Raw genomic sequence first — 25,833 nt, 5'->3', positions numbered from 1 at the left:
GATCAGGCAGCGCGCCGGCAATCTCCGCAGACGCCGGTCACTTCGAGGGTCATGTCGCGGGCGGTGAAGCCGCGCCTGGCGGCGCCGGCCGTGATCGCCTCGCCGAGGTCGGCCGATTGCAGTTCCTCGGCATTGCCGCAGTCGGCGCAGATCAGGAAGAAACCGCGGTGCGCCTCGCCGGGATGGCTGCAGCCGACGAAGGCATTCATGCGCTCGATGCGGTGGATCAGGCCGTTCTCGATCAGGAAGTCCAGCGCGCGGTAGACCGTGGGCGGCGCCGAGCCGAGATCCTCGTTGCGCAGCTTGTCGAGGAGCGCGTAGGCACCGACCGGCTTGTGGCTCGACCAGACGAACTCGAGCACGCGCCGGCGCAGCGGCGTGAACCGGAGGTCCTTGGCCGCGCATAGTTTTTCGGCCGCCGCGAGGGCATCCTCGACGCAGTGCTGATGATCGTGACTGTGGACGGCAGCTTTCGTCGACTTCTTCACGAGATCCCGATTTGCCCCGATTTGCCAAGCAGAAACAGGGAGATTATACGCCCCGTTCCTTCCGGAGGCCAAGGTCGCCCCATGTCCCCAAAGATGACCCCAACCACTTACCTGCCAACCGAGATCGACACTACGCTCGCCGCCATCCAGTTCGACGCCCAGGGCCTGGTGCCCGCGATCGCCCAGCAGCACGATACGGGCGAAATCCTGATGATGGCCTGGATGGATCGCAACGCCGTCGCCGAGACCATGAGCACCGGGCGGGTCTGCTACTGGTCGCGCTCGCGCCAGGCGCCGTGGCGCAAGGGCGACACCTCGGGCCATATCCAGACTCTCGTCGACCTGCGCATCGACTGCGACGGCGACACGCTGCTGGTCCTGGTCGAGCAAACCGGCGTTGCCTGCCACACCGGCCGGCACAATTGCTTCTTCCGGGCGATCCGCGGCGGCAAGCTCGACGCCATCGCGCCGATCGTCATCGACATGACCAACAGCGGGAAGGATTGAGTTTGCCCAGCAGCGTATTTCCCCTCAGCGTATTCCCACGGCGCAGCCTGTTGGCCGCCGCCTTGTTCCTGCCCCTGGCAGCCTGTGCGGCACCCCGCACCACCACCCTGTCGCCGCGCGGCGACCGTCTGGTGCGGATGATCCAGCGGACCGGCAACGACAACATGATGGCGCCGGAAGCGCCGGCGCTGATGGGCATCACCAACGAGGGCCGCGACATCCCCGTGCGCCAGCTCGCGGGCGAAGGCACCGGCGGCCGCTACGTCGTCAGCCTGGTCAATATCCGCAAGATCCACGAATTCATCTTCCACCGCCGCCAGGGCGACGTGCTGATCCTGCACCAGAGCGACACCAAGTTCGCCAGGCTGCAGAGCGTGCGCTATCCGCGCAACGGCAAGCCCTCGGTCATCACCGATACAGCTTTCGCCGAAGCCGACTTCCAGCAGCAACTCGCCTTTTGGTTCGACCGCATTCCCGGTCGCTAGTAATGTGACGGCGCGATGACAGTCGCCGTCTCCCCTTCCCCCTCCGATCGCCGGACGCTGACCGTGTGCGGCGGGGCGCACGCCCTGCACGACGGCTTCACCGACCTGCTGAACGTGCTCTATCCGCTGCTGCAGTCGCAGTTCGGCCTGAGCTACGGCGCCATCGGTGCGCTCAAGACCGTCTATTCCGGCGCCATGGCCAGCGGCCAGATCCCCTCGGGCAGGTTGGCCGAGCGTTTCGGCGGCGTCCGCGTGCTGGCGCTCGGCACCACCCTGATCGCCGTCGGCTATTGCCTGGCAGGCTTCACCGGCTCGCTCTATGGCGTGATCGCGGGCCTGCTGCTGGCGGGCCTGGGCGGCAGCACGCAGCATCCCATCGCCTCCAGCCTCGTTGCCGCCGCCTATCACGGGCCGCGCTCGCGCACCGCCCTCGGCACCTACAATTTCACTGGCGACGTCGGCAAGGTATTGCTGCCCGCCCTGTTCGCCCTGGTTGCCGCCTCGCTCGGCTGGCAGCAGGCGATGGTCGTGATGGCGGCGCTGGCGGTCCTCGGCGCCACCATCATCCTGGCGTCGCTGAAGCCGATCGTGACGCACGGCACGGCCGAGCCCGCGAAGAACATCGCCGGCCAGGACCGGCCGTGGGCCTACTGGCTGCTGTTCTCGATCCACATCGCCGACGACCTGGTGCGCACCGGCTTCCTGATCTTCCTGCCTTTCCTGCTGCGCGACAAAGGCGCCGATCTGCCGACCATCGGCCTCGGCCTGTCGCTGATGTTCGCCGGAGGCGCCGCAGGCAAGCTGGTGATGGGCTGGGTCGGCCAGAAGCTCGGCGTCGTGCCCTCCGTCGTGCTGACCGAGGTCGCAACGACACTGCTGATCCTCGCCATCCTGCCACTGTCGCTGGAATTGGCGCTCGTGCTGCTGCCGGCAGTCGGGCTGATGCTGAATGGCACCTCCTCGGTGCTCTACGGCACGGTGCCCGAATTCATCAGCCCCGAGAAGCGCACCCATGCCTTCGCGGTGTTCTACACCGGCGGTTCGGTGGCCGGCGCCACCGGCCCGCTGCTGTTCGGCCTGATGGGCGACCAGATCGGCCTCACGACGGCGCTTGCGGTCGTGGCCTCGGTGGCCTTGACCACCGTGCCGATGGTGTGGGCGCTCAGGCCGGCGTTTCGAAGCGAGGGCGTGAGCCCGTGAATTCGGCCGGTGGCGGATTCGAGCCGCCTCCGCGTGTCGTTATCTGGCGGGCTTGATGCCGAAGGACTCCATCCGCGCGCGCCAGGCGCGCAGATGGGCCGCGACCCGCACCGCGGCTTCCTCTTGCGTCGAGGTTTCGACATCGAGCCCGAGTTGCGCAAGAGCTGCGATGACCTCCCCTTCGGCGAGAACCGCCCGGAGCTGTCGGTTCCACTCGGCCAGGGCGGGAAGCGGCGACGTTGAGGAGGCAAAGAAGCCGTACCACTCCTCCAATTGGAGGGACGGATATCCGGCGTCGGCAACGGTCGGCACGCCCGGCAACACCGACACCCGCGCGCGCCCGGACGTCACCAGGATCTTCACCCTGCGGTCGTAGTTGTGCTGCATCAGCGTGGCGACGCTGCCCAACCCGGCGGGAATCCTGTCGGCCTTCAAGGCAGCGACGAGACGCGACGCACCGCGGTGGGGAACGTCCTCCAGGTCGAGGCCGATCTCTCGGCCCATCATCATGCTGTAGATCTTGAGATAGGCGTCGGTCGTCGTGGTGCCCAACCGTGCACGCGACGGCGGGCCCGCCTTCAGCCACGCGACATACTCGGCGAATGTCGAGACGCCTGTCCCGGGCGAGACGGCCGTTGCGATCTGGAAGGTCCCGGCCACCGTGAGCGGCACGAGGTCGCTTTGGGAATCGAACGGGAACGCGGTGCCGGCCAGCTTCGAAGCGAGCGTCGTCGACGGCAGGAAAGCCACGACCGACCCCAGGCTCAGGTCTCTCCTGAAGATCTCACCCGCAGCCGCATCGGCGACACTGCGCATATTGTGGACGGCAACGCGGCGGCCAATCCGCAGTTCGAGTTGCGGCGCGATGGCCCGTGCTATGAGTTCGGCGCCGCCGCCGGCGGCGAACCCCACCAGGATGCGGAGTGGCTTGTCGGGAAGCGCGGTTTGGGCGCGCCCCCGGGCTGGGACGACCGCCGGCGCGGCGCAGACGGCCCCCAACACGACCAGCGAACGACGGCGAGATAGCCCCCTGATGTTGGCCACCGATCTGTACACGCGACGAATGCGTGGCGCGCGCTGCACCGGATATGAAGCGACAAGCGACCCAAGGCGATACCGCTCGCGCTTACCTATCGTACCCCGCGGCAGCTTGGCCAGAGGACCACCTTCGAGCTGGATCAGACTTCAGGCAGTGGACCAGATGGCCGTGCAATATCGGTTTCTGCCTTTATACCTTCAAAATAGCCATTTGATTGCTTCTTGCGGTGCCGACGCAATCTTGGGCATGCAATATGCAAACGAATCGACACAACCTATCGGCTAGTCACTCTTCCTGCCAACCCGCGGACGCGATCAGCGTCCCCTGCCCTCGGGAAGCGAACAGTTCGCATTGAGAGATCATCGCAGTTGGCTGGCCGAAGAGGGCCGCGCGCCAAGTCGAACTAAATCTGCGTCCGTTTCTTTTACTATCGACCTATTCCGAGTATCATCTGTTCGACTTTGGTCGATAACAAACCCGCCGTTTGGAGTTGGCTCTGGCCAGCCACGCGAGATTGTCGTGATACCCAAGACTTCATGGCGCACCACTACACTACTGGCGGTTGTATCGCTCTTCGCAGCGAATGGCGCCGGCGCCCAAACTGTGCCTGGGACATCCCAGACCCAATCCCCGGCCACGACCGAACCGACCGACGAAATGCGCAAGGCCTACGACGCGGCCTTCCAGGAAACGCTCCGCAAGCCCTCGGATCCGGCCACACTCGTCGCTTTCGCCGAGATCGCCATCAAGACCGGCGATCTCGAGGGGGCGATCTCGGCGCTCGACCGGCTGCTGCTCATCGACGCCGACCAACCCGAGGTGAAGCTCGAGCTCGGCGTGCTGTATTTCCGGCTCGGCTCCTTCGAGGCGGCACGGGGCTATCTCGACGAAGCGCGATTGTCCAAGCGTGCCTCACCCGCCCTCAGGGAGCGCGCGACGTCATACCTGAAGGAGATCAAGCGACCCTGAACGCGAGGCAAAAAAGGTCACGGCAAATTCAATGCAGGCACGAAAGGTGTGGTTACCGACATCTGGGAAGGGCGGCGGACCGGGATCCGTCGATTGAAGGGACGTCATGAGAAGTTCTGGTTCGCGAATTCTTGCGGCCATAGTCATTGGCCTGCTGTCAGCGTCGCCTGCGTGGGCGCGCGTCGGTGTGGCATCGGTCGTCGACGGCCAGCCGAAGGGCCTGCCGCCGGAGGGAAAGGAACGCATTCTTCACGTCGGCAACGACATGCAGTTCAATGAGCGGGTCACCACCGGTGCCAACGACAAGGCGCATATCGTCTTCCTCGACGGATCGTCCCTGACGGTCGGCCCGAACAGCGTGCTGACGATCGACAAGTTTGCCTACGATCCGGAGCGCAAGACCGGCGAACTCGCGTTGAACGCATCGCGCGGTGTCTTTCGCTTCGTCGGCGGCGCCATCAGCAAGAACTCCGAAGTCACGATCAAGACCCCATCGGCCACCATGGGCATCCGCGGCGGCATCGCCACCTTCGCGGTGGCCGCCACCGGCGCGACCACGGCCAACTTCCTGTTCGGCGGATCGATGACGGTGACGAGCCAGGGCGTGACACGGACGACGACGCAGCCAGGCTCCCAGATCCTGGCGCCTGTGGGCGCGCCTCCGGCGCCGCCGGCGCCGATCCCGCCTGGCGGCCTCGGCAACAGCAACTCCTTCCAGAGTGCCGGAGGCAATCAGCAGGGTGGCGGCGGCCCGGGCGGTGGCGGTCCGGGCGGTGGCGGTCCGGGCGGCGCAGGCCCCGGCGGTGGCGGCGGTCGTCCGTCCGCCGCTGCGATCGGGGCTGCTTTCGCGAACTCGGGATTGAGCCGGTCGAATTCGGCGATTGCTCCGGCCGCCGCCCTGGCGGCCGTGCCCGCTGCGCAGCAGGCACAATTGAAGGTTGCGGCCGCGCCGCCGGCAGCAGCGGCCACGACGCAAACCGCCGCCGCGGCACAAACGGCTGCCACGCCCCAGACCGCCGCGGGCTCGCAGGTGGCGGCTGGTCCTACACAAGGTGCCGGCCCCCTTCAGGGCGCCGGGCCGCTCCAGGGAGGAAGCCCGCAGCAGGCAACAGGCGCGCCGCAGGGCGCGGGACCGACGCAGGGATCCGGACCGCTCCAAGGCGCGGGCCCGCTGCAAGGCGCTGGCCCGTTGCAGGGCGCCAGCCCCCTTCAAGCCGCAAGCCCGCTGCAAGAGGCAGGCCCTCTCCAGGCCGCTGCGCCGGCGCAGGCCGTCGCCCCGCCGCCGGCATTGGCGGCTGGTCCCGTGGCACCCCTTCCAGGCTTGGCACCGGCCACCACCCAAACGCTGAACAGCCTTCTGGCCGGCATCATGGCTGGCCCCAATCCGCTGAGCCCACAGACCCTCGCTGTCCTCGTCAGCACGCTGACGCCACCGCCGCCGGCACCGCCGCCGGCACCGCCGGCGCCACCGGCGCCGCCGGCGCCGACAATCACGTTTACGCCACCGCCCCCGACGGCCCCGGCGCCGGCACCTCCCCCGCCGACCTCCCTGCCGCCGCCGAGCTACGACACAGGGAAGCAAGCGCAAGTCAGTCCGCAGTAGGTTGAGACCCTGCCGCCAACCTGCATGCGATCCATCGCACTTTCGCCCACCCGGAGCTGGGCAACGACGCTATCATGTGGCTGTTCTGCTTCGGCAAGGCGCGCCACCTCATCTGGCATACGCCGGCCCGCAAGCTGACATTCGCGGGGGAGTCTGCGTCAGATGCGGATGAGCTGGTTCTTTGGCGGCGCCGGCGTCAGGCGCGCGCCCATCATCATCGCGCTGCTCGTGCTGATCAATGCGCTCTTCCTGCGCACGGTGGATCCCATCTTCTTCTCGAGGATGCGGGACTTCGCCTTCGACAGTTTCCAGAGGATGCAGCCTCGGGAATACTCACCCGACACGCCGGTGAGGATCGTCGATATCGACGAGGCCGCCCTCGCCGCCCACGGCCAATGGCCCTGGCCGCGCAACGTCATTGCCCAGCTCGTCGAAAAGCTCACGAAGAACGGGGCCGCGGTGGTCGCCTTCGACGTCGTCTTCGCCGAGTCGGACCGCTCGTCGTTGAGCCGCATGACCACGACCCTGGGTGGCTTTGGCGACGCCGAAGCGGGCCGCAGGCTCACCGCGGCCCAGGACAACGATGCGACCTTCGCCGCCGCGATCACCCGCTCGCGGGTCGTGGCGGGCTTCGGCTTCGATTCAAAAGGGAGCAAGGATCCGCCACGCCGGTTCTTCGGCGTCGCCTTCGCGGGCGACAACCCCAGTCAGTTTCTGCCGATCCAGTCCGGCGCGGTGAAATCCCTGCCGCTGCTGGTGGCCGCCGCCAAGGGCAACGGCAGCGTCAACACCGACCACGAGAGCGTGGTGATCCGGCGCGTGCCCACGATGTTCCGCCTCATCGGCCAGGACGGGCTGTTCCCGGCCCTGTCGATCGAGGCGCTTCGCGTTGCCCAGGGCGCGAGCACCTATGTGATCAAGTCGTCGGGGGCGAGCAGCGAGATGTCGTTCGGCCAGAAGACCGGCATCGTCGCCCTCAGGATCGGCGACATCCAGGTGCCGACGGACGCCCAGGGGCGGGTTGCACTCTTCGACACGGGGCATCGCGAGGAGCGCTTCATCTCCGCGCGGTCCGTTCTCGCCGACGAAGTCCCGGCGGGCGAGCTCGACGGCCGGATCGTGTTCATCGGCACCAGTGCGATCGGCCTCAAGGACCTGCGCAATACGCCGGTCCAGGACGCGGTCCCCGGCGTCGAGGTCCATGCCCAACTCACCGAACAGATGATCGAACAGAAGTTCCTGGCCCGGCCGGACTATGCCGACGGGGCCGAGCTGCTCTATCTGGCGGCGATCGGAGCGCTCTTCGTCTGGCTGTTGCCGCGGCTGTCGGCGATCAGGATGGCCGGTGTCGCCGCAACCTTCATCGCCGTCGGTGCCCTGGCGCCGTGGTTTGCCTATTCTCATTTTCAGCTGCTGCTCGATCCGGTCTTTCCGCCGGTCACGCTGGCGGCGATCTATGTCAGCGGCTCGGTTCTCGCTTTCATGGGGGCGGAACGCGATCGACGCGAGATACGCGGCGCGTTCAGCCACTATCTGTCACCCGATGTCGTCGAGCAGCTCGCGCGGAATCCCGAGCTGCTGCAGCTGGGTGGCGAACTGCGCGAAATCACCGTGATGTTCACCGATATCCGCGGCTTCACCACGATCTCCGAGCAGTTCGACCCGCCCGGCCTGACCCGCTTCATGAACCGCTTCCTCACGCCGATGACGGACCTGATCCTTGGCGACAAGGGCACGATCGACAAGTACATGGGCGACGCGATCATGGCGTTCTGGAACGCGCCCCTGACGGTCGAAGATCATGCCGCGTGCGCCGGCAGGACGGCACTTGCCATGCAGGCACGACTGCGCGTCCTGAACGAGGAGTGGAAAGCCGAGGCCGAAAGGGAAGGACGCCGTCACACTCACGTGGCCATTGGCATAGGATTGAACACCGGCCGGGCGTCGGTGGGCAATTTCGGATCGGAGCAGCGCTTCACCTATTCCTGCCTCGGCGACGAGGTGAACCTCGCCTCCCGTCTCGAGGGGCAGTGCAAGACCTACTCTGTCGACATCATCATCGGCAGCAATACCGCCGCCCAGATCGGTGCATTCGCGATGATCGAACTCGACCTGATCATCGTGAAGGGCAAGACCGAGCCCGAGTGCATCCACGCCCTGATCGGCGACGCCGATTTCGCGAAATCGCCGAGCTATCTGACGCTGGTCGACCGGCAGGCGTCGTTCCTCGCGGCCTATCGCAGCGGCGCTTTCGCCGAGGCGCTCGAATCGATCGATGCCTGCCAGGCGGCGGCGGAGGCCGCGGGCTGGCGGCAGGGATACTACGCCATGATGCGCGAGCGGATCGGCGCACTGATTGAGAATGTGCCGCCGGACTGGACGGGCGTGTACGTCGCCAGGGAAAAGTGAAGCCGCAGGTCGAGGCGCCGGGAAAACTGCGTGGACCACCATGCCTTCCCCGGAATCCGACGGAATGCGAGTGTTCGCAAGGCTACACGTACATCTGGAGAATGTCGGGTTACGGCAGGATGGGACTGGGGCCGGATAATGCATGCGATGAAGACGATTGAGGCCTGCGACGCACGACCGTCGAGGCCGAGAATAGGTCCGATGGCGCTGTTGACGCTGCTGGCCGTCCTGTTGCTGTGGGCGCTGCCTGCATCCGCGCAACGGGTCGACTGCGGCAACGGCAGCTGGTGCCCGAAAGACAACGCCTGCCTTTTGGGCGGCCTGTGCGGCCGCGTGGTCGAGGTGGCGCCCGGCAGCGTGCGCATATCGAACGGCACCTATTGCGATCCCGGCTGGCGCGAACACCGCTACCGGCCCGGCAGCTGCCTGGCGCCGGGCTATGTCGACTGCGCCAACGGCATGATGTGCCCGCCGCCGAACGCGCAATGCGGTGAGGATGGCAAGTGCAGTGGCGGCCCGCCGGACACGGGCCCGATGTGCGGCGATGCACGCTGCGCCGAGGGCCGTGTCTGCTCGAGCGCTGGAAAATGCATGAACTCCGCGATCCTGCAGGATTGCGGGAACGGCTCGGTCTGCTCGCGCCATGCGGCGTGCAAGCAACCGAGTGGCTGCGTGTACGTAGCGCCGGAGCGCACTCGCCAGCAGCGGTGACGCTTTCGACTGTCGCTACGCTTGCATCTCAGAACGAGCGCGAAACCATGCGTTGGTGGACTATCTGACTTCGGCGCATGGCAGGGCCCAAACAATCACCGAATTCGGCTTAGCCACAACTTGTCGACTAGGAAGCCTACGGCGATGCCGTCAATCTACCCGCGAGAACTTTCGAGATGAAACGTGACATCGAGAGCCGTGCAATGTCGATACATCGGATGGTGCGCCTTCAGTTGGTCGTCGCCTTGACCTTGACCTTCACCGGCACGTAGCCCGACCGCCACGCATAGATCAGGATCGGCACCGCAGCACCGGTCTGCCGGAAGATGCCGCACGTCGCCTCGATCTGCCCTGACGCCCCCACCCCGCGGTTCGGACCGCTCCAGTTGACCACCTCCGCACCGGGCGAGCCGCCATGCTGGACGTGCAGGACGGCGCCAGGCGGCAGGTCCTCCCAGGAGATCGTCATCGTCGTGGTGACGACGCTGCCCATCGTGAAGTAGTCGTAGCCGATCAGGATACCCGGCACCGTGGGCGGCGAGATCGCCGCCGACTTCTGGACCGTGCCCTGATCCAGCTCGATGACCTCGGTCCAGTACGGCGAATTCGGCGCGAAGCCGACCTGCGCATTGGCATAGTCGATCAGGATCCGGTTGAAGAGCGCCGTGATCCCGCCGGTGTTGATGCTGTCGTTGCCGTACGGCATGTATTGCCCGCCATTCTGGTACATCACCAGGGTAAGGCCCTGGACCGACGCGGGCAGGAGATGGGTGTCGATCGTATAGGCGTAGGATGGCGAGCCACCCGACTGCGCCAGCCCGATGTCCAGCCGCGCCGCGGTGCAGCTGGGCGCGGGAACGGAGCCCCCGGCCCAGGCCGGACAGGTGACAGACTCCGGCCAGGTCTTGTCCCACACCAGGTTGTTGGGGTCGCCCAGGTAGGCCGAGGTGCCTCCCGTGTCGATCACCGCGCAGATGTAAAAGGCGGGCGGGCCCGGCCACTGCGTCGCCTGTCCGCCGATGGCCAGCGACGTCGGAATGACCGACATCCAACCGAGGTTGGGCGTTATCGCCATCGTGGTGAACCCCTTGGGCTGCGACGGATACAGCATCATCAGGGAACCGTCGGTCAGCGTCAGGCTGCCGTCGTCGGCGAACATCGTCCTGGCCGGCGCAAAGACGACTTCGACGCACGGGTACGAGGCGTTGTAGGAGAGCGGCGCCTGCAACGGCGGCTTGCCCGGAAGAGGTACGTTCCCTCGTTGCGATGACCACGGCGAGAGACATCCCAGGCCGAAATTCGCGGTTCGCGTGCCGTACATGTTGTTGCCGGTACAGGCGTAGAACACACAGTTCGCGATCTCGTAGAACGTCCCATCCGTTGTCGGAATCTGAATCGGACCCTGGACGACTTTCGCCGGGGCTCCCCATGGTTCCGTGGTCGTCCCCAGCAACTGGTATCCGTTGGCCTCGGTGAGCTGCTCGCCATAAGGCACGATCAGCGTGGCATTGCCGGAGTCGACGAGGAGATCCGGCTGGACCACTCGGAGCGCCCGGGGAAGCGGACACCGCAGCTGGATGTAGGAGTCGAAGCCCCCGTCCGTGGATACCGTTGTGAGCCGGATGGCGATGGGCATTCCGTCGTCGACCCGCTTGCCGCCGGACTCCGGCCGCCGCGAGACCAGCGCTTCGATCCTGCTGCGGGCGAGATCGCGCTGCTCGTCGGTCGCGATCACATTGGGATGCAACGTTGGCGGGGAAAAGGACATCGCGGAAGCCTTCCTCTTGGGGCGCGAATGGACGACGGGCATCGTGCCAGCAAAATGCTGGCACGTTATACAACCGGCCTACAAGATAGTCCCTATTTACACTATCCTATCCTTCTGATATTCCTGCCGCGGAAAGTGAGGAATCACAGGAGGATCATATGACTGCACGGGAAGCCCTCGAGCTCTGGGAAGCCTACGGCGATTGCGTGAGCCTGCCGCAGCTCTATCGCCCGTTATCGCGACCGATCGGCGACGTGAAACAGGCCATTCCGTGTCCCACGGCCCGCTGCCGCAGACACCGGATTCGGCAGTGTGGCCAATGACTTGGCTGAAGCGGCGCCAGAGGTCGGCGACGTGAACCCGTGTCCCACGGACTCAGCTGACTCAGGCGCCGTGTACTGGTCCCATCGGCCTGAGCCGCATGCCCTTGCGCAGGAACTTGTAGGGCATGTCGACCGGATCGGTGATGTGGGCGCCGGGCGACTGCACCACCAGGATGGTCTCGGCGATGGGCTGGAAGTCGGCGCGGAAATGGACCGTCGATTTCAGCGCCAGGATCGGCACATCAGCGGGCTCGACGCCGACGGTGCGGAACATCTCCTGGTCGGCCGCCTGCACGCGCTTGCACGCCAGCACGGCGGAGACACCCGACGCCTCGTCGGTGACCAGCGCCATCGGCCCGATCTGGAATTTGGCACCACCGTAGAACGGCCCGGTGCCGGTGAAGATGCCGTCGCTGAGCTTGACCACGCGCCAGTCGGCCTCGACGGGCTTCTCGCCGGCATAGCCCACCACCGCGCCGATGCCGCGGCGCATGATGTTGCCTTCGCCGGTCTCGACCGCCGCCTTGGCCGATTCCTCGTCCACGATCATGCCGATCACGGCGCCCCTCGCCTTGTGACGCATCAGCGCCGCCAGCAGACCGACCGTGTCGGACGTCCCACCCGCTCCCGGATTGTCCTGCACGTCGGCCAGAACGATCGGCTTCTTGGCCTTCTTCGAAAGCTCGATCGCGCGCAGCGCCGCCTGGTCGGGGTCGAGCAGTTCGCCGGCAAAAGCCTTCTCCTGAGCCTTTACCGTGGCCGCGAGCTTGTCGGCCGCGGCCTCCACTGCCTCCTTGTCATGGCCATAGACCACGAGCGCGGGGCCGCACTGGGCGATGTCGGCCGGTGGAAAGCCCGGCGTGTGGGTCACGCTCACGATGCCCTGGTTGTGGCTCTTCTCGCCCGCTTCCAGCTCGCCCACGAGATCGAAGATCGCCTTGGCCGGCTCGATGAAGGTGCACTGCCAGACCAGCGGAATCAGGAAATCGAGCTGGCGGTAGGCGCGATAGACCGGCCGCTTTTCCGTGAGCAGCTTGTCCAGCAGCTCGACGGCGCGCTTGCCGGTCACCGCCATGTCGATGTGCGGATAGGTGCGGTAGCCCACCAGCGCGGTCGCGAGGCTGGCCATCTCGGGCGTGAGGTTGGCGTGATAATCGAGACTGGCCACGATCGGCAGCTCGTTGCCGACGATGCCACGGATGCGGGCCAGCAGCTCGCCTTCGCCGTCCTCGGTGTTCTCCGCCACCATGGCGCCGTGCAGGTCGAGATAGACCGCATCGAACGGCCCGTGCTTTTTCAGGTCCTCGTCGAACAGCGCCCACATCTTCTCGTAGGCATCCTCGGTCACGTACGACGCCGGCGCTGCCGCCGCCCAGGCGAGCGGCACGATCTCATGGCCGAGTTCAGCCAGGCGTTTCACCGCGCCGGCGATCGGAATGTTGAAGCCCTCGACGCCCGCGATCATCTCGGGCCCGCGCAGCAGCGGCGGCCAGGCATCGGCGAGCACGAACTCGTCCCACGTCGCCTGCTGCGGCGCGAAAGTATTGGTCTCGTGCTGGAATCCACCCACGGCAATACGCGCCATCAGCCTCGTCTCCCTCTTCGCGCGCCCATCGGCCGCGGTGATCTACTCGAAATCGTCGGGCCGAAGCTCGATCGGCGCGCCGTGAGGCGTGCGATCGGCGGCGTGGTCCCAGGCGTTGTAGTAGCGCGCCAGGGTCTTCTCGTCGGCAATGCCCTTCTCCGCGACCAGGCGTTCGAGCGCCTTGAGCCAGTGCCGGTAGTAGGTCTCCCCGGTGTCCGGGTCGCCGGCTTCCTGCGCGCGCTTGATCTCGGAACTGAGCGTCGCCGCCCATTCCGGCCAGGTGAACAGGCCGCGGGCATGCAACGCCAGCGCCATGGCGAAGGCCTGGGCCTCCCACGGCTCACGAAACACCGGACCTTCCACGTTGCAGGGAAGACCCGGAACGGCGGCTGGATCGATCATGCCTTACGCCGGCTCGAGATAGGGCTCGAACGCATCGATCGAGATCTTGAGCGTCGGGTCGGCCTCCGCGCCCCAGATCTCGCTTCCGTCGAACACCACCGTGTAAAGCCATTGCGGATCGTCGCCCTTGTCGGCCGCGACCGAATCGGGATAGGCGTGGCAGCCGTGGATCAGTTCGACCACGCCCTGCTTGTCACGCGCATAGCGCGGCAGCCGGGTGTGGCCCTGCGGGTTGATGTTCACCGTCCGCACGCGATCGCCCGGCTTGAAGCGCGCCGGCGCCTGCTGCTGGCGAAAGAACGAGCTGCGCGCCAGCCCTGCCCGCACCACATCGAGCGTGAGCTTGTGCTCCAACGGCTTGGCCTGATGCAGCGCGTGGCCGGCGGCCAGCTCGTCCGGCGTGATGTAACCGCGGGCCACCAGGTTCTTTTCCATCGCCAGTTCCCAGCGCTGGTAATAGGAGACCGCGAGATAGACCTGCGCCGGCAGCGTCTCCTGGGCGTAGCGCGAATGGTCGATGTGCCAGGCGCCGGCGTAGCCCATGGCGCGCTGCATCGCGAGCACGCGGCCTTCCCAGCGGGCGTGGAACGGCGGCTCGTTCGGCTCGGCCTCGACCTTGCCGAAGCCGTCCATGCCGCCCATGTCGTGGATGCCATTCATTGCGCGAGCTCCCCGGGCTTGCGGGCGAGGCCGGTGCCGATCATGGAATCGCGGGTGACGAGGTCGGCGAGACGTTCCTCGCTCCAGCCCTCGGTCCCGGCGGGCCGCATCGGCAGCACGATGAAGCGCGTCTCGGCCGTCGAATCCCAGACGCGGACTTCGGTTTCCTTCGGCAGCGCGACACCGAAATCGGCGAGGACGCCGCGCGGATCTTTTACCGCGCGCGAACGGTAGGGCGCGGACTTGTACCAGACCGGCGGCAGCCCGAGCACTTCCCACGGATAGCAGGAGCACAAGGTGCAGACGATCATGTTGTGTCTCTCAGGCGTGTTCTCGACGGCTACCAGATGATCGCCGACTTTGCTGACGTGGCCGAGTGCGGCGACCGCCTTCGAGGCGTCGCTGAGAAGCGCCTGGCGGAAAACGGGATCGGTCCAGGCCTTGGCCACGACGACGGCGCCGTTGCGCGGCCCGATCTTGGTCTCGTAGGTCTCGACGATGGCATCGAGCGCCGCCGGATCGACGTATCCCTTCTCGGTCAGGATGGTTTCCAGGGCACGCACGCGAAGCTGCGTCTCCGACAGTTCCGAGCCGTGGTCGTCGTGGTGGTCGTGATCGTGGTCAGCCATGGAAAGCTCCGTCGACTGCAAATTACGGGCAAGCATACATCGACCGGGCGCTCCCGGTCAGCCCTTGGCTCAGCCCTTCCCTGTGGCGTCCTCGATCGCCTTGAGCAGCACCGGCCAGTATTCCTTGCCGTGACCGAGTTCCACCGCCCGCTCCATCAGCTCGCGGGCGACGTCGGCGCCCAGCGCCGGCACGCCGTGCGCCTCGGCCATCTCGATGGCGTAGCCGAGGTCTTTCAGCGCGTACTCGCTCGAGAAGGCGCGCTCGGGGAAGACGCCCGGCAGCATCGCCTTCATGCCGTGATTGCGCAGCGCGAAAGAGTCCGCCGATCCCTTGGTCAGCGTCTCGAACAGCACCTTGCCGTCGACGCCCTGGGCGCGGGCGATGGCGAGCGCCTCACCCAGCGCCACCACGGTCTGGAACAGGATCATGTTGTTCAGGATCTTGACTGTCTGGCCCGCGCCGGCGGCGCCGCAGTGCGTCACCTCGCTCGCCATGTGGCGCAGCAACGGTTCGATGCGGGCGAAGCACGGCGGCGTGGCGCCGACCATGATCGACAGCGTACCGTCGATCGCGGCCTGGCGCGTGCGCGCGACCGGCGCGTCGGCGAAGGCCGAGGCCCTGCCCTCGAATTCCTCGTAGAGCTGCTGCGCGAGACGCGGCGGCGCCGTGCTGAGATCGATCACGGTCCAGCCGAGCTTTGCCTTCGAGACCAGCCCGCCCTCGCCCAGGCAGACCTGCTCGACTTCCTTGCCGCCCGGCAGCGACAGGAAGATCGTGCGGCAGGTCGTGGCGATCTCATCGAGCGAGGCCGTCTTGACGCCGTCGGCCTCGAGCCGCTTCAGCGGCGCCGGATCGCGGTCGGCCGCCAGCACCGTCATGCCGCTTTTCTTCGCCAGGTTGCGGCACATCGGCTCGCCCATGGTGCCGACGCCGATAAATCCGATCATGTCCGTCATGTCAGTCCACTATGAAAAGTTTGGCGCCGTCCCTGGTGAAGGAACGGTGGGCGAGATCGCCGTCGGCCACCTGGTAGCTCTGGCCCTGCTTCAGCACGACGGTGCGCCCGTCGGCCAGCTCGGTGTGCAACTCGCCTTCCAGCACCAGCAGGACATGGCCCTTCAGGCACCAGTGGTCGGCGAGATAGCCCGGCGTGTACTCGACCATGCGCACGCGGATATTGTTGAAATTCCGGGTCCGCCAGAACGCCTTACCGGTCTCGCCGGCATGTTCCGTGCGTTCCACGTCGCTCCAGTCGGTCGTCCCGAAGGGTATGTCGAACATCAGCATGGGTTCGGTCTAGCACGAAAGCGGGCGTCAGCCCCAACCTGCCAATGCCTTCTCCAGGCTCTCCGGCCCGCGATAGAGCATGGCGCGCCAGCCGGCGGCGCGGGCGGCATCGACGTTCTCGGCCTTGTCGTCGACGAACAGGATCGACTGCGCCACGGTGACACCCATGCGCGCCTGCGCGGCGGTGTAGAAGACGCGGTCGGGCTTGCAGACGCCCAGCGCCGCCGAATAGACGATCTCGTCGAAATGCGCGCCGAGCCCGCCCTGCTCCCGCAGGTAGGCGATGCGGTGATGTTCCTGGTTGGAGGCGGCGAAGCAGCGGCCGCCGGTGCGCTGACGCCAGCCATCGGTTTGCGCCAGCACGCCGCGGTCGATGACGCAGTCCTTCTCGAACCAGTAGGCCACGAACTCTTCCAGACGCCCGGCCAGGCCCAGCGGCTCGAGATAGTCCTGCAGGGCCACATAGAGATCGAGCCGGCCGCGCAGCACTTCGAGGAAATCGCGGCGGAAGAAGCCCTGCTGGATCGCCGCGTAGTCGAGATCGAGGTCGGCCTTCAGCGTGGCGTACCAGGGGTGCGCCGATTCGGGCTGGGCGAGCGAGATGACACCATCGATGTCGAGGACGAGGACGGGGCTGGAACTCATGTCCCGGTATGCTACAGCACCCGGCCGTTTTCGGGAAAATGCCTTGAAACTCGTCGTCCCCGCCCTCGAATATCTCGACGCCTATGCCGATGCGCTCCGGCGCGGCTTCTGGTCGGACAATATCCGTCGCGAGGAGTCCGCCCGCGAGGAGCTGGAGATGATCGCCGCCGATCCCGCCGCCTTCGTGGCCTCGCTCGACGATCCCGAGGCAAAGAGCGGACCAATCAAGTTGGCGGACGGCAGCACGGTGAAGCGCCTGCCGGGCTACCGCCGCTGGATGTGGGACGACGGTTTCTGCGGCTCGGTGAACTTCCGCTGGCAGCCCGGCACGTCCGACCTGCCGAAATACGTGCTGGGGCATCTTGGCTATACCGTCGTGCCATGGAAGCAACGGCGAGGCTATGCCACGCAGGCGCTGGCGTTGATGCTGCCGGAGGCTCGCAAGCTCGGTCTAAAACACGTCGACCTCACCACCGATTTCGACAATCTTCCGTCGCAGAAGGTGATCACCGCCAACGGCGGCTACCTGGTCGAGCGCTTCACCAAGATGGCCAGCCACGGCGGCGGCGAGACATTGCTGTTCCGCATCGCGCTCTAGCGGGCGACGCGAACGACGGTTTCGGCCATCGCCGACAGCAGCGACAGGCCACGCGCTTTCAGCGCCCGCGACGAATCCTTGCCGCCGATCTGGCCGTCCAGCAGCAGGCTGATGAAGCCGTGCACCGAGGCGCCGGCGAAGTCGGCCATGCGCTGCTTGATCTCGCCCGAGGCGTGCGGAATGACCGCCTCGACAGCGGCGGCATGAAGGTTACGGACCGCCTCGGCGGCGGCCGCCAGGGCCGGCGTCTCGAGCCGGTTGGCCTCGCGGCTGAACATGAGCTGGAACAGGGCCGGGTTGCCGGCGGCGAAGGCCATGTAGCCGACACCCTGGGCGACCAGACGGCTGGTCGAACCGCCCTCGACCGCCTCGCCGTCCGCCCGCTCGGCCTCGGCTGTCATGGCCGCAGCGAGTTCCTGGAACCCCCGGGTGGCCAGTTCGGCCAGCAGGTCGTCGATCGAGGCGAAATGGTAGGCGGGCGCGGCGTGGGAAACGCCCGCCCGGCGGGCGCATTCGCGCAGCGTGAAGCCGCGGATGCCCTTTTCCTCTAGAAGCGCCCGTCCGGACGCCGCCAGAGCCTCGCGAAGCTGGCCGTGATGATAGGGCTGGGCCTTGGGACGGGCCATTTTGCCTCCGACAAGATATTGCGCACCGAATCTTGACGATGGAAAGAGGCAGAAATCTGGCTGACTCCGCCCCCACTCCTGTGGCTCTGTCGTGGCTCGCCAGCAGGAGGAAGCGGGGAAATGTCGTTCGAAGCCTGGGCTGCCTTCACAGCAGCGTCGACCATTTTGTTGATCATCCCGGGGCCGACCGTGCTGCTGGTCGTCTCCTATGCCCTGGGACAGGGCTGGCGTACGGCGCTGCCCATGGCCGTCGGTGTCGCCCTGGGCGACTTCACGGCCATGACGCTCTCCATGCTGGGGCTGGGGGCGCTCCTCGCCACGTCGGCCACGCTGTTCACGGCCCTGAAATGGCTGGGGGCGGCCTATCTGGTCTATCTCGGCATAAAACTCTGGCGGGCCGGCGACACGCTCGATGCCCAGCCCCGCACCGACGCCGTCTCGGCCGCCAAGATGCTGGGTCATGCCTGGCTGGTGACGGCACTCAACCCCAAGAGCATCACCTTCTTCGTGGCCTTCCTGCCCGCCTTCCTCGACACCCAGGCCGATTTCCTGACCCAGATGCTGGTCTTCGAGACGACCTTCCTGGTGCTGGCCTTCGCCAACGCCTTTGGCTACGCCCTGGTGGCCTCCAAGGCACGGCGCTTCGCCGGCAATCCGCGCGCGATCGGCATCGTCAACAAGGTGGGCGGCGGCCTGCTGGTCAGCGCCGGCGTGGCGACGGTCACGCTGAGCGGCGTCGGGAGGTAGTGGCGAGCCCGGCTGGATTCGAACCAGCGACCACCAGCTTAGAAGGCAGGTGCTCTATCCCCTGAGCTACGGGCCCGAAATATCAGAATAGCACGCCAGCGACGGCTGCGCCGTCAGTGCGTCCAACGCCCGACGCGGGTGTAGGCAAAATTGTCGGCGTAGGCCTTCGGTCTGACCGGCCGCGCATGGGGCTGTTCGACCGTGTATTGCCAGCCGTTCTTCTCGGCGTGGGCCTTGGCTTCCTCGAGCGTCGCGAAATGGAGCTTCACCTGCTCCATGGTGTCGCGTGAACTGGTCCAGCCCATCAGCGGATCGACCTGCTTGGGCGATGGCTCGGGCTCGAGCACCCACTCATGGGTGTTGCCCATTCCGGACTGCATGGCCGTCTTGGCCGGCTTGAAGATGCGAACCTTCATGAACTCCAATACTCCGCTCGCGGGGCCGTGGTCGGGGCGGCCGGATTTGAACCGACGACCTTCTGCGCCCAAGGCAGACGCGCTACCAGACTGCGCTACGCCCCGCCGCAAGGACTTGCAGGCGGGGGACTTCTACCAGCGGCGGCGGTCCCTCGAAAGCGCAAATTCCGGGTGCTACACTGGGCCATGTTCGATCAAACCCCCGAGGAAGGCCGCCCCGGCCGAGCGCCTTCGGTCAATGTCCTGGGCGGCACGCTGCAGCCCTGCTCCGTCCAGCCGATCACCGGCTTCTATCGCGACGGCTGCTGCAATACCGGCGCCGAGGATGTCGGCCTGCACACGGTCTGCGTGGTCACGACGGCGGCGTTCCTGGCCTTCTCGAAGGCCCACGGCAACGACCTCAGCACCGCCTTACCGCAATATGGCTTTCCCGGCCTGAAGCCGGGCGACCGTTGGTGTCTGTGCGCCGCCCGCTGGAAGGAAGCCCTCGACGGCGACGCCGCGCCGCAGGTCGTGCTCGAGGCCACCCATGTGGCGACCCTGCGCGTCGTGTCACTCGACGAGCTGAAGAAGTACGCCTTCAAGCCAAACTAGAAAATTCCGTCGACCTCGCCATCGGCAGTCAGGCCGATGCGCTCCGCTGCCGGAACACGCGGCAGGCCGGGCATGCTCATGATGTCGCCGGCCATGGCGACCACGAAGCCCGCCCCCGCCGACAGGCGCACCTCACGGATCGGCAGCGTATGCCCGGTGGGCGCGCCGCGCAGGTCGGGGTCGGCGGCGAAGCTGTACTGGGTCTTGGCGATGCAGACCGGCAGCTTGCCATAGCCCGTCGCCTCCAGCGCCTTCAGCCGGCGCTGCGCCGTGCCGGCGATGGCGATGCCTGAGGCGCGGTAGATCTCCTTCGCCACGGTCTCGATCTTCTGCGCCAGCGGCAGGTCGTCGGCATAGAGCGGCTTGAAGGCCGCCTTGCCCTCGTCGAGCGTGGCCACGACGGCACGCGCCAGGCTTTCAGCGCCAGCACCACCTTTGGCCCAATGCTCACAGAGATAGGCCTTGGCGCCGGCGGCGGCGCACTTGTCCTCGATCAGCTTCAGTTCGGCCGGCGTGTCGCTCAGAAACCGGTTGATGCCGACCAGCACCGGCAGGCCGAACTTGGCGAGGTTCTCGACGTGGCGCAGCAGGTTGGGCAGTCCGCGCTCGACCGCGCCCAGGTCTTCCTTGTCGAGCATCTTCTCGTCGGCGCCGCCGTGCAATTTCAGCGCCCGCACCGTGGCCACGACCACGGCGAGCTCGGGTTTCAACCCGGCCTGCCGGCATTTGATGTCGAGGAATTTCTCGGCACCGAGGTCGGCACCGAAGCCCGCTTCTGTGACGACATAGTCGGCCAACGCCAGCGCCGCCCGCGTGGCGATCACCGAGTTGCAGCCGTGCGCGATGTTGGCGAAGGGCCCGCCATGGATCAGCACCGGATTGTTCTCCAGCGTCTGCACCAGGTTGGGCTTGGCCGCGTCCTTCAGGACTGCCGCCATGGCGGCGGCCGCCTTGAGGTCGCCCGCGGTGACGGCTTTGCCCTCGCGCGTTTCCGCCACGACGATACGGCCGAGCCGCTGTTCGAGGTCGGCGAGGTCGCGCGCGAGGCAGAGGATCGCCATCACCTCGGACGCGGTGGTGATGTCGAAGCGAGTCTGGCGGGGAAAGCCGTTGGCGACGCCGCCGAGGCTGGTCACCATGTCGCGCAGGGCGCGGTCGTTCATGTCGAGCACGCGCGGCCAGAACACCCGCCGAGCGTCGATGCCGAGCGCATTGCCCCAGTAGATATGATTGTCGAGCATCGCCGCGAGCAGGTTGTGCGCCGTCGTGATGGCGTGGAAGTCACCGGTGAAATGCAGGTTGATCTCGGCCATCGGCACGATCTGCGCCTGACCGCCGCCGGTGGCGCCGCCCTTCTGGCCGAAGCAGGGACCTAGGCTGGGCTCCCTGAGCGCAATGGCCGTCTTCTTGCCGAGCCGGCAGAGGGCATCGCCCAGGCCGATCGTCGTGGTGGTCTTGCCCTCGCCCGCCTTGGTGGGATTGATCGCCGTCACCAGGATCAACCGGCCGGGCTTGCGGCCTTCCAGGGATTTCACGAAGCTGGCGTCGAGCTTGGCCTTGTCGCGGCCATAGGGTTCCAGCGCATCGGCCGGAATGGCCAGGCGCGCGGCGACCTCGTTCATCGGCTTCTTGATTGCGCGCCGCGCGATCTCGATATCTGACATACGGCTTCCCCAAACCCCTTTTCAATTGGGCGCGACCCTAGCGAGGCCGGCGTTCCGAGCCAACAGGAGAGACCATGAAGAGCTGGGCACAAATCGACGGTGCGCTGGCCGACTATGTCGATGCCAACTGGCTGCGCGAAAGCACCGTCAAACGCCGGCTGCGCGAGGAGACGGCTCGCCTGCCCCAAGCCGGCATGCAGATCTCGGCCCACCAGGGCCAGCAGCTCGGCCTGATGACACGCGCGATCGGCGCCCGGCGCGCGGTCGAGGTCGGCACCTTCACCGGCTACTCCTCGCTCTGCATCGCCGAAGCGTTGCCCTCTGACGGCAAGCTCTGGTGCTGCGACGTGAGCGAGGACTGGACCAAGGTGGCGCGGCGCGCCTGGAAGGAGGCCGGCCTCGACGGACGCATCAAACTCACCATCGGGCCGGCGCTGGGCACGCTCGACTGGCTGCTGGCCCAGGGTCTGTCGGGTCAGCTCGATCTCGCCTTCATCGACGCCAACAAGGAAGACTACGATGCCTACTACGAACGTTGCCTCAAGCTCGTGCGCAAAGGCGGGCTGGTGCTGATCGACAACGTGCTGTGGCGCGGACGTGTCGCCAACCTGGCGCACGTCGACGCCGACACGACGGCAATCCGTGCGCTCAACGCCAAACTCAAGGCCGATGAGCGCGTCGATCTCGCCCTGTTCGCCGTCGGTGACGGCATGACCTGCGCGCTGAAGCGGATCTAGGCGTTGCCGAAGATGGCGTGCCTGACCTTGTCGCCAGGCTTGATGCCCAGCAGCTTGGCACTGCCGCCGTTGATCTCGAGCACGCCGCGCACCGGGAACTTGCTGGGAATGGTGTCGGTCGACAGCGGCACGGCGTTGGAATGGATGTGCCGGATCGTGCCGTCAGCGGCGATGAAGATCATGTCGAGCGGAATCAGCGTGTTCTTCATCCAGAAGCTGACGGGCAGCTCCTGGTGGAAGTCGAACAGCATGCCTTCGTAGGGACCGAGACTCTTGCGAAACATCAGGCCGTGCGAACGCTCGGTATCGTTGGTCGCCATGTCGACCTCGAATTTGAGGTCGCGTCCGCCGGTCGCGACGACCAGCGACGAGCGCTTGAACTTGACGTCGCTGCCCTGCGCGAGTGCCGTCCCCGCCGCCAGGGCGAAGGGAGCTGCGAAAAAGACCCGGCGGCCGAGCCGTCGATTGAAGCCTGCAAATGCCATGCTCATGGGATAGAGCCTGCGGACCGATTTCGTCAAACTCAAGACACTTGCGTGACAGCGGGGCGCTTCCCATAGTGTCGGCCAATCATCGGGGGGAGCCGCGTCGCGGCTGAGAGGTTCGCAAGAACGACCCCGGGAACCTGATCCGGTTAATGCCGGCGTAGGGACTGGTGACTTTCGTGGTGGCTTCTCCTTCCCTTTCCGTGCGTGGCGCGCGCATCGCCTTCGGCGACCGTGTGGTGGCGAACAATCTGACGCTGGAATTTCCCGGCGGCCGGACGACGTGCCTGCTGGGCCGCAGCGGCGTCGGCAAGACGTCGCTGCTGCGCTGGCTGGCCGGGCTCCTGCCGGGCGCCGAACGGGCCGCGCCACTCGCCTACATGGCGCAACGCGACCTCCTGCTGCCCTGGCTCAACCTGCTGGACAATGTCCTGCTCGGCCATCGTCTGCGCGGCGACGCGGTCGCGCTCGGAGCCGCCGGGCCGAGGGCACGAACGCTGCTGGCGGAAGTCGGTCTCGGCCATCGACTGGGCGACCGCCCCGAGACGCTGTCGGCAGGCATGCGCCAACGCGCGGCGCTCGCGCGCACGCTCTGCGAGGACCGGCCTGTCGTGCTGATGGACGAGCCGTTCGCCCATCTCGATGCGGTGACTCGATTGGAGCTGCAGGATCTGGCAGCGCGGCTGCTCGCCGGCCGGACGGTGGTGCTGGTGACGCACGATCCCCTCGAGGCGCTGCGTCTCGGCCATCAGGTACGCGTCCTGTCGGGAACGCCCTTCACCGTCGGTCCGGTGATCGAGCCTCCGGGGCCGATGCCGCGCGATCCCGCCGATCCGACGCTGCTCGGCCTGCAGGGTCGACTGATCGCCCAACTGCGGAACACGGCATGAGGCCGTTGATCACCGCGATCGGCCTGCTTCTCGCCTGGGAAGCGCTCACCTGGGCAACCGGCGTGCCGGTCTACATCCTGCCACCGCCATCGCGTGTGGCCGTCGTGCTGGTCGAGCGCTTCGACCTCTTGATGGAACAGGCGGCCTGGACGGCGGCCGAGATGATACTGGGCCTGGCGCTAGGACTGGTCCTGGGCGCGGTGCTGGCCGTGGTCTTTGCCGCCTCGGCGGGTTGGCGGCGCTGGGCGTTGCCACTCGTCATCGTCTCCCAGGCCATTCCGGTGATCGCCATCGCTCCGCTACTCGTGCTCTGGCTGGGCTACGGCATGGCCTCGAAGGTCGCGATGGCGGCCCTGGTGATCTTCTTCCCGGTCGTCAGCACCCTCTATGATGGGCTGCGCCGCACCGACCAAGGCTGGCTCGACCTCGCGCAGACGATGGATGCCTGCCCCCGCGCGGTGCTGCTGCAGATCCGCCTGCCCGCTGCCCTGCCCGCCTTCGCCTCCGGAGCCCGCATTGCCGCCGCCGTGGCGCCGATCGGCGCGGTGATCGGCGAATGGGTCGGCGCGAGCGCCGGCCTCGGCTACCTGATGACCCAATCGCTGGCCCGCGGGCAGACACCACTCGCCTTTGCCGCGCTCTTTCTGCTCTGTCTGCTCGGTCTCGCGCTCTACCACGCGACCGACCGGGCAGCCCGACGACTGGTTCCCTGGCAATCGCCTCAAGGAGAGTGAATATGCGCATCCTGCTTCAAGCCATCCTGGCTCTCACCCTTGCCTGCATGGCCTTGCCCGCCATGGCGCAGGAAAAGGTCCGCGTCCTGCTCGACTGGTTCGTCAATCCCGACCATGCGGCGCTGGTCGTGGCCAAGCAGCGCGGCGTCTTCGCCAAGCACGGCCTCGACGTCGAGCTGATCGCACCGGCCGATCCCAATGCACCGCCCAAGCTGGTGGCGGCAGGCCAGGCCGACTATGCCGTCTCGTATCAGCCGACCTTGCAGATGCTGGTGGCCGAAGGACTGCCGCTGGCGCGCGTCGGCGTACTCGTCGCCCAGCCACTCAATTCGCTGGTTGCCCTGGAAGACAGCCCGGTGAAGACCCTCGCCGACTTCAAGGGCCGCAAGATCGGCTATTCGATCGCCGGCTTCGACGAGGCCCTGCTGGGTGCAATGCTCGAAAGCGCCGGCCTCACGTTGAAGGACGTGACGCTGATTAACGTCAATTTCGCGCTGACCACGGCGCTGATGAGCAAGCAGGTCGACGGCGTGATCGGCGCCTTCCGCAATTTCGAGCTCAACGATCTCGAGTTGAACAAGGCCAAGGGCCGCATCTGGCTGGTCGAGAAGAACGGCGTGCCGGCCTACGACGAGCTGATCCTGGTGGCCAAGCGCGAGACTGTCGACGTGGCGCGCACGAAGAAGCTGCTGGCCGCGATCGCCGAGGCGACGGCGTGGCTAAAAGCCAATCCGGCCGAAGCCTGGGCGATCTTCTCCAAATCGGGCAAGGAGCTCGACAACGACCTCAACCGGCTCGCCTGGAAGGATACGCTGCCGCTGCTGGCTGACGATCCCGTGGCCCTCGACCGGGCACGCTACGAAACCTTTGCGGCCTTCCTGGTGAAGCGCGGCCTGATCAAGCAGGCGCCCGCGACCGCCAGCTACCTGCGCGACATGCGGTGAACGACCTCAGGCCGCCCGGATCTCGATGACCTGAAGCCCCTTCTGGCCCTCGGCGACGCGGATCATCACCTTCTGGCCGGGCGCCAAGGCATCCATGCCGTGCCGCCGCAGCACCGCGGCATGGACGAAAATATCGCCATCGGCGGCCTCGCGGGTGACGAAGCCGTAGCCGCGCTCGTTATTGTACCATTTGACCAGGGCAACGATGTACTCGCCCATGGCGACACCGTCCGGTATCGGCGGCGGCTTGGGCACGACGGCGACGGCGGTCGACAAATCGACGTCGAGCACCTTCATGACCTGCCAGCCCTTGGGGCCGCGCACGCCGGCGCAAACAACGGTGGCACCGGGCTTGAGATCCTCATGCCCGGATTGCCGAAGTGTCGTCACATGCAAGAACGCGTCGCTATTGTCGATGTCGAGGGCTAGAAATCCGTACCCTTTGACTGCGTTGAACCACTTAACTTTACCACGCAGCTCAACTGAACCCGCGTCCCCGCTCGCTTCCCCCTGGTGGGTCGTCATTCAACGATCCCTTTTGTTATTTGGAAATCCTATCATTCCGGTGAGCGGACGCAACAGTCCTTGTGGCCGGCCACCGGGGCCAGTTAGACGACATTGCCAATGCAACAAGGAGACATCATCCGATGTTCAAAGCCGATCTGTTCAAGGGAAAGCGCTTCCTCG

General features: G+C 66.4%; 29 protein-coding genes, 2 tRNA genes and 1 riboswitch. Of the genes, 14 read left to right on the top strand and 17 right to left on the bottom strand.

Annotated features, from left to right (window positions below; all coding sequences use genetic code 11):
* Positions 1 to 2 precede the first annotated feature (2 nt).
* The gene (locus tag EPO55_RS17195; protein ID WP_296338267.1) at positions 3 to 488 is read right to left on the bottom strand and encodes a Fur family transcriptional regulator; all 486 of its coding nucleotides are present in this window, start codon (positions 486 to 488) and stop codon (positions 3 to 5) included.
* An 81-nt stretch (positions 489 to 569) separates the two neighbouring features.
* Here EPO55_RS17195 and hisI point away from each other — a divergent pair, with 81 nt between their 5' ends.
* The 3 genes from hisI to EPO55_RS17180 are packed head-to-tail and all read left to right on the top strand — an operon-like array spanning position 570 to position 2,680.
* Complete coding sequence (gene hisI, locus EPO55_RS17190) at positions 570 to 995, top strand: phosphoribosyl-AMP cyclohydrolase (protein ID WP_296338266.1); 426 nt, start codon at positions 570 to 572, stop codon at positions 993 to 995.
* Between the two features lie 50 nt (positions 996 to 1,045).
* Positions 1,046 to 1,480, top strand: coding sequence for a hypothetical protein (locus EPO55_RS17185; RefSeq protein WP_296338264.1), 435 nt, complete (start codon positions 1,046 to 1,048; stop codon positions 1,478 to 1,480).
* Positions 1,481 to 1,495: 15 nt separating this feature from the next.
* Positions 1,496 to 2,680 carry an MFS transporter gene (locus EPO55_RS17180; protein ID WP_296338263.1) on the top strand — a complete coding sequence of 395 codons (1,185 nt, stop codon included), beginning with the start codon at positions 1,496 to 1,498 and terminating at the stop codon, positions 2,678 to 2,680.
* 39 nt (positions 2,681 to 2,719) lie between these two features.
* Here EPO55_RS17180 and EPO55_RS17175 read toward each other — a convergent pair whose 3' ends face one another.
* A complete protein-coding gene (locus tag EPO55_RS17175; protein WP_296338262.1) occupies positions 2,720 to 3,682 on the bottom strand; it encodes a tripartite tricarboxylate transporter substrate-binding protein in 963 nt (320 codons plus the stop codon).
* A gap of 694 nt (positions 3,683 to 4,376) precedes the next feature.
* Between EPO55_RS17175 and EPO55_RS17170 the strand changes: the two genes are divergently transcribed.
* The 4 genes from EPO55_RS17170 (at position 4,377) to EPO55_RS17155 (ending at position 9,411) form a co-directional block, all read left to right on the top strand.
* Positions 4,377 to 4,688, top strand: a complete 312-nt coding sequence (locus tag EPO55_RS17170; RefSeq protein ID WP_296338261.1) for a tetratricopeptide repeat protein — start codon at positions 4,377 to 4,379, stop codon at positions 4,686 to 4,688.
* Between the two features lie 187 nt (positions 4,689 to 4,875).
* Positions 4,876 to 6,291, top strand: a complete 1,416-nt coding sequence (locus tag EPO55_RS17165) for a FecR family protein (protein ID WP_296338260.1) — start codon at positions 4,876 to 4,878, stop codon at positions 6,289 to 6,291.
* Between the two features lie 168 nt (positions 6,292 to 6,459).
* Positions 6,460 to 8,700: an adenylate/guanylate cyclase domain-containing protein gene (locus EPO55_RS17160; protein WP_296338259.1), complete on the top strand. Its 2,241-nt coding sequence runs from the start codon at positions 6,460 to 6,462 to the stop codon at positions 8,698 to 8,700.
* A gap of 201 nt (positions 8,701 to 8,901) precedes the next feature.
* Positions 8,902 to 9,411, top strand: coding sequence for a hypothetical protein (locus EPO55_RS17155; RefSeq protein ID WP_296338258.1), 510 nt, complete (start codon positions 8,902 to 8,904; stop codon positions 9,409 to 9,411).
* A 229-nt stretch (positions 9,412 to 9,640) separates the two neighbouring features.
* Here EPO55_RS17155 and EPO55_RS17150 read toward each other — a convergent pair whose 3' ends face one another.
* The 8 genes from EPO55_RS17150 to EPO55_RS17115 form a co-directional block, all read right to left on the bottom strand.
* Positions 9,641 to 11,179: a hypothetical protein gene (locus EPO55_RS17150; protein ID WP_296338257.1), complete on the bottom strand. Its 1,539-nt coding sequence runs from the start codon at positions 11,177 to 11,179 to the stop codon at positions 9,641 to 9,643.
* 384 nt (positions 11,180 to 11,563) lie between these two features.
* Positions 11,564 to 13,087: a M81 family metallopeptidase gene (locus EPO55_RS17145; RefSeq protein ID WP_296338256.1), complete on the bottom strand. Its 1,524-nt coding sequence runs from the start codon at positions 13,085 to 13,087 to the stop codon at positions 11,564 to 11,566.
* Between the two features lie 42 nt (positions 13,088 to 13,129).
* Positions 13,130 to 13,489, bottom strand: a complete 360-nt coding sequence (locus EPO55_RS17140; RefSeq protein ID WP_296338255.1) for a nitrile hydratase accessory protein — start codon at positions 13,487 to 13,489, stop codon at positions 13,130 to 13,132.
* Positions 13,490 to 13,492: 3 nt separating this feature from the next.
* Positions 13,493 to 14,149: a nitrile hydratase subunit beta gene (gene nthB / locus EPO55_RS17135; RefSeq protein WP_296338254.1), complete on the bottom strand. Its 657-nt coding sequence runs from the start codon at positions 14,147 to 14,149 to the stop codon at positions 13,493 to 13,495.
* Positions 14,146 to 14,778: a nitrile hydratase subunit alpha gene (gene nthA / locus EPO55_RS17130; RefSeq protein WP_296338252.1), complete on the bottom strand. Its 633-nt coding sequence runs from the start codon at positions 14,776 to 14,778 to the stop codon at positions 14,146 to 14,148. Before nthA ends, nthB begins: the two co-directional genes overlap by 4 nt.
* 69 nt (positions 14,779 to 14,847) lie before the next feature.
* On the bottom strand, positions 14,848 to 15,735 hold the full coding sequence (locus tag EPO55_RS17125) for an NAD(P)-dependent oxidoreductase (RefSeq protein WP_296338251.1): 888 nt from the start codon (positions 15,733 to 15,735) through the stop codon (positions 14,848 to 14,850).
* A 1-nt stretch (position 15,736) separates the two neighbouring features.
* Positions 15,737 to 16,066, bottom strand: coding sequence for a DHCW motif cupin fold protein (locus EPO55_RS17120; protein WP_296338249.1), 330 nt, complete (start codon positions 16,064 to 16,066; stop codon positions 15,737 to 15,739).
* Positions 16,067 to 16,093: 27 nt separating this feature from the next.
* A complete protein-coding gene (locus tag EPO55_RS17115) occupies positions 16,094 to 16,711 on the bottom strand; it encodes an HAD-IA family hydrolase (protein WP_296338247.1) in 618 nt (205 codons plus the stop codon).
* A 43-nt stretch (positions 16,712 to 16,754) separates the two neighbouring features.
* On the opposite strand from EPO55_RS17115, the gene EPO55_RS17110 reads away from it, so the two are divergent.
* Positions 16,755 to 17,309 carry a GNAT family N-acetyltransferase gene (locus EPO55_RS17110; protein WP_296338245.1) on the top strand — a complete coding sequence of 185 codons (555 nt, stop codon included), beginning with the start codon at positions 16,755 to 16,757 and terminating at the stop codon, positions 17,307 to 17,309.
* Here the strand turns inward: EPO55_RS17110 and EPO55_RS17105 are convergent.
* Entirely contained in the window at positions 17,306 to 17,935 is a 630-nt protein-coding gene (locus EPO55_RS17105) for a TetR/AcrR family transcriptional regulator (RefSeq protein ID WP_296338243.1), read from the bottom strand. The two genes, EPO55_RS17110 and EPO55_RS17105, sit on opposite strands and share 4 nt — an antisense overlap.
* Positions 17,936 to 18,055: 120 nt before the next feature.
* Here EPO55_RS17105 and EPO55_RS17100 point away from each other — a divergent pair, with 120 nt between their 5' ends.
* Positions 18,056 to 18,682, top strand: coding sequence for a LysE family translocator (locus EPO55_RS17100; RefSeq protein ID WP_296338242.1), 627 nt, complete (start codon positions 18,056 to 18,058; stop codon positions 18,680 to 18,682).
* Here the strand turns inward: EPO55_RS17100 and EPO55_RS17095 are convergent.
* The 3 genes from EPO55_RS17095 to EPO55_RS17085 all read right to left on the bottom strand — a co-directional run bounded on the left by EPO55_RS17095 (position 18,683) and on the right by EPO55_RS17085 (position 19,203).
* Positions 18,683 to 18,758, bottom strand: a tRNA-Arg gene (locus EPO55_RS17095). It lies immediately after the preceding gene.
* Between the two features lie 37 nt (positions 18,759 to 18,795).
* Positions 18,796 to 19,098 carry an ETC complex I subunit gene (locus EPO55_RS17090; RefSeq protein ID WP_296338240.1) on the bottom strand — a complete coding sequence of 101 codons (303 nt, stop codon included), beginning with the start codon at positions 19,096 to 19,098 and terminating at the stop codon, positions 18,796 to 18,798.
* 28 nt (positions 19,099 to 19,126) lie between these two features.
* Positions 19,127 to 19,203, bottom strand: a tRNA-Pro gene (locus EPO55_RS17085).
* An 81-nt stretch (positions 19,204 to 19,284) separates the two neighbouring features.
* On the opposite strand from EPO55_RS17085, the gene EPO55_RS17080 reads away from it, so the two are divergent.
* The gene (locus EPO55_RS17080) at positions 19,285 to 19,692 is read left to right on the top strand and encodes a DUF2237 domain-containing protein (protein ID WP_296338239.1); all 408 of its coding nucleotides are present in this window, start codon (positions 19,285 to 19,287) and stop codon (positions 19,690 to 19,692) included.
* On the opposite strand, the gene EPO55_RS17075 is transcribed toward EPO55_RS17080, so the two are convergent.
* Positions 19,689 to 21,356 carry a formate--tetrahydrofolate ligase gene (locus EPO55_RS17075; RefSeq protein ID WP_296338237.1) on the bottom strand — a complete coding sequence of 556 codons (1,668 nt, stop codon included), beginning with the start codon at positions 21,354 to 21,356 and terminating at the stop codon, positions 19,689 to 19,691. The two genes, EPO55_RS17080 and EPO55_RS17075, sit on opposite strands and share 4 nt — an antisense overlap.
* A gap of 74 nt (positions 21,357 to 21,430) precedes the next feature.
* On the opposite strand from EPO55_RS17075, the gene EPO55_RS17070 reads away from it, so the two are divergent.
* Positions 21,431 to 22,093 (top strand): class I SAM-dependent methyltransferase, encoded by a 663-nt coding sequence (locus EPO55_RS17070; protein ID WP_296338235.1) that lies wholly within the window; start codon positions 21,431 to 21,433, stop codon positions 22,091 to 22,093.
* On the opposite strand, the gene EPO55_RS17065 is transcribed toward EPO55_RS17070, so the two are convergent.
* Positions 22,090 to 22,584: a DUF192 domain-containing protein gene (locus EPO55_RS17065; protein WP_296338234.1), complete on the bottom strand. Its 495-nt coding sequence runs from the start codon at positions 22,582 to 22,584 to the stop codon at positions 22,090 to 22,092. The two genes, EPO55_RS17070 and EPO55_RS17065, sit on opposite strands and share 4 nt — an antisense overlap.
* A gap of 75 nt (positions 22,585 to 22,659) precedes the next feature.
* Positions 22,660 to 22,763, top strand: a riboswitch (TPP riboswitch).
* Between EPO55_RS17065 and EPO55_RS17060 the strand changes: the two genes are divergently transcribed.
* The 3 genes from EPO55_RS17060 to EPO55_RS17050 all read left to right on the top strand — a co-directional run bounded on the left by EPO55_RS17060 (position 22,761) and on the right by EPO55_RS17050 (position 25,146).
* A complete protein-coding gene (locus EPO55_RS17060; protein WP_296338233.1) occupies positions 22,761 to 23,468 on the top strand; it encodes an ATP-binding cassette domain-containing protein in 708 nt (235 codons plus the stop codon). Its footprint overlaps the riboswitch before it by 3 nt.
* Positions 23,465 to 24,202: an ABC transporter permease gene (locus EPO55_RS17055; protein ID WP_296338230.1), complete on the top strand. Its 738-nt coding sequence runs from the start codon at positions 23,465 to 23,467 to the stop codon at positions 24,200 to 24,202. Before EPO55_RS17060 ends, EPO55_RS17055 begins: the two co-directional genes overlap by 4 nt.
* A 2-nt stretch (positions 24,203 to 24,204) precedes the next feature.
* Positions 24,205 to 25,146 carry an ABC transporter substrate-binding protein gene (locus EPO55_RS17050; protein ID WP_296338228.1) on the top strand — a complete coding sequence of 314 codons (942 nt, stop codon included), beginning with the start codon at positions 24,205 to 24,207 and terminating at the stop codon, positions 25,144 to 25,146.
* A 6-nt stretch (positions 25,147 to 25,152) separates the two neighbouring features.
* Here EPO55_RS17050 and EPO55_RS17045 read toward each other — a convergent pair whose 3' ends face one another.
* Positions 25,153 to 25,671 carry a cold-shock protein gene (locus EPO55_RS17045; protein WP_296338227.1) on the bottom strand — a complete coding sequence of 173 codons (519 nt, stop codon included), beginning with the start codon at positions 25,669 to 25,671 and terminating at the stop codon, positions 25,153 to 25,155.
* Between the last annotated feature and the right edge of the window lie 162 nt (positions 25,672 to 25,833).

It is taken from the genome of Reyranella sp., assembly GCF_004296935.1.
Classification (GTDB): Bacteria; Pseudomonadota; Alphaproteobacteria; order Reyranellales; family Reyranellaceae; genus Reyranella.
The sequence above is the reverse complement of the archived record's forward strand: the minus strand, read 5'-3'. Positions and strand labels throughout refer to the sequence as shown.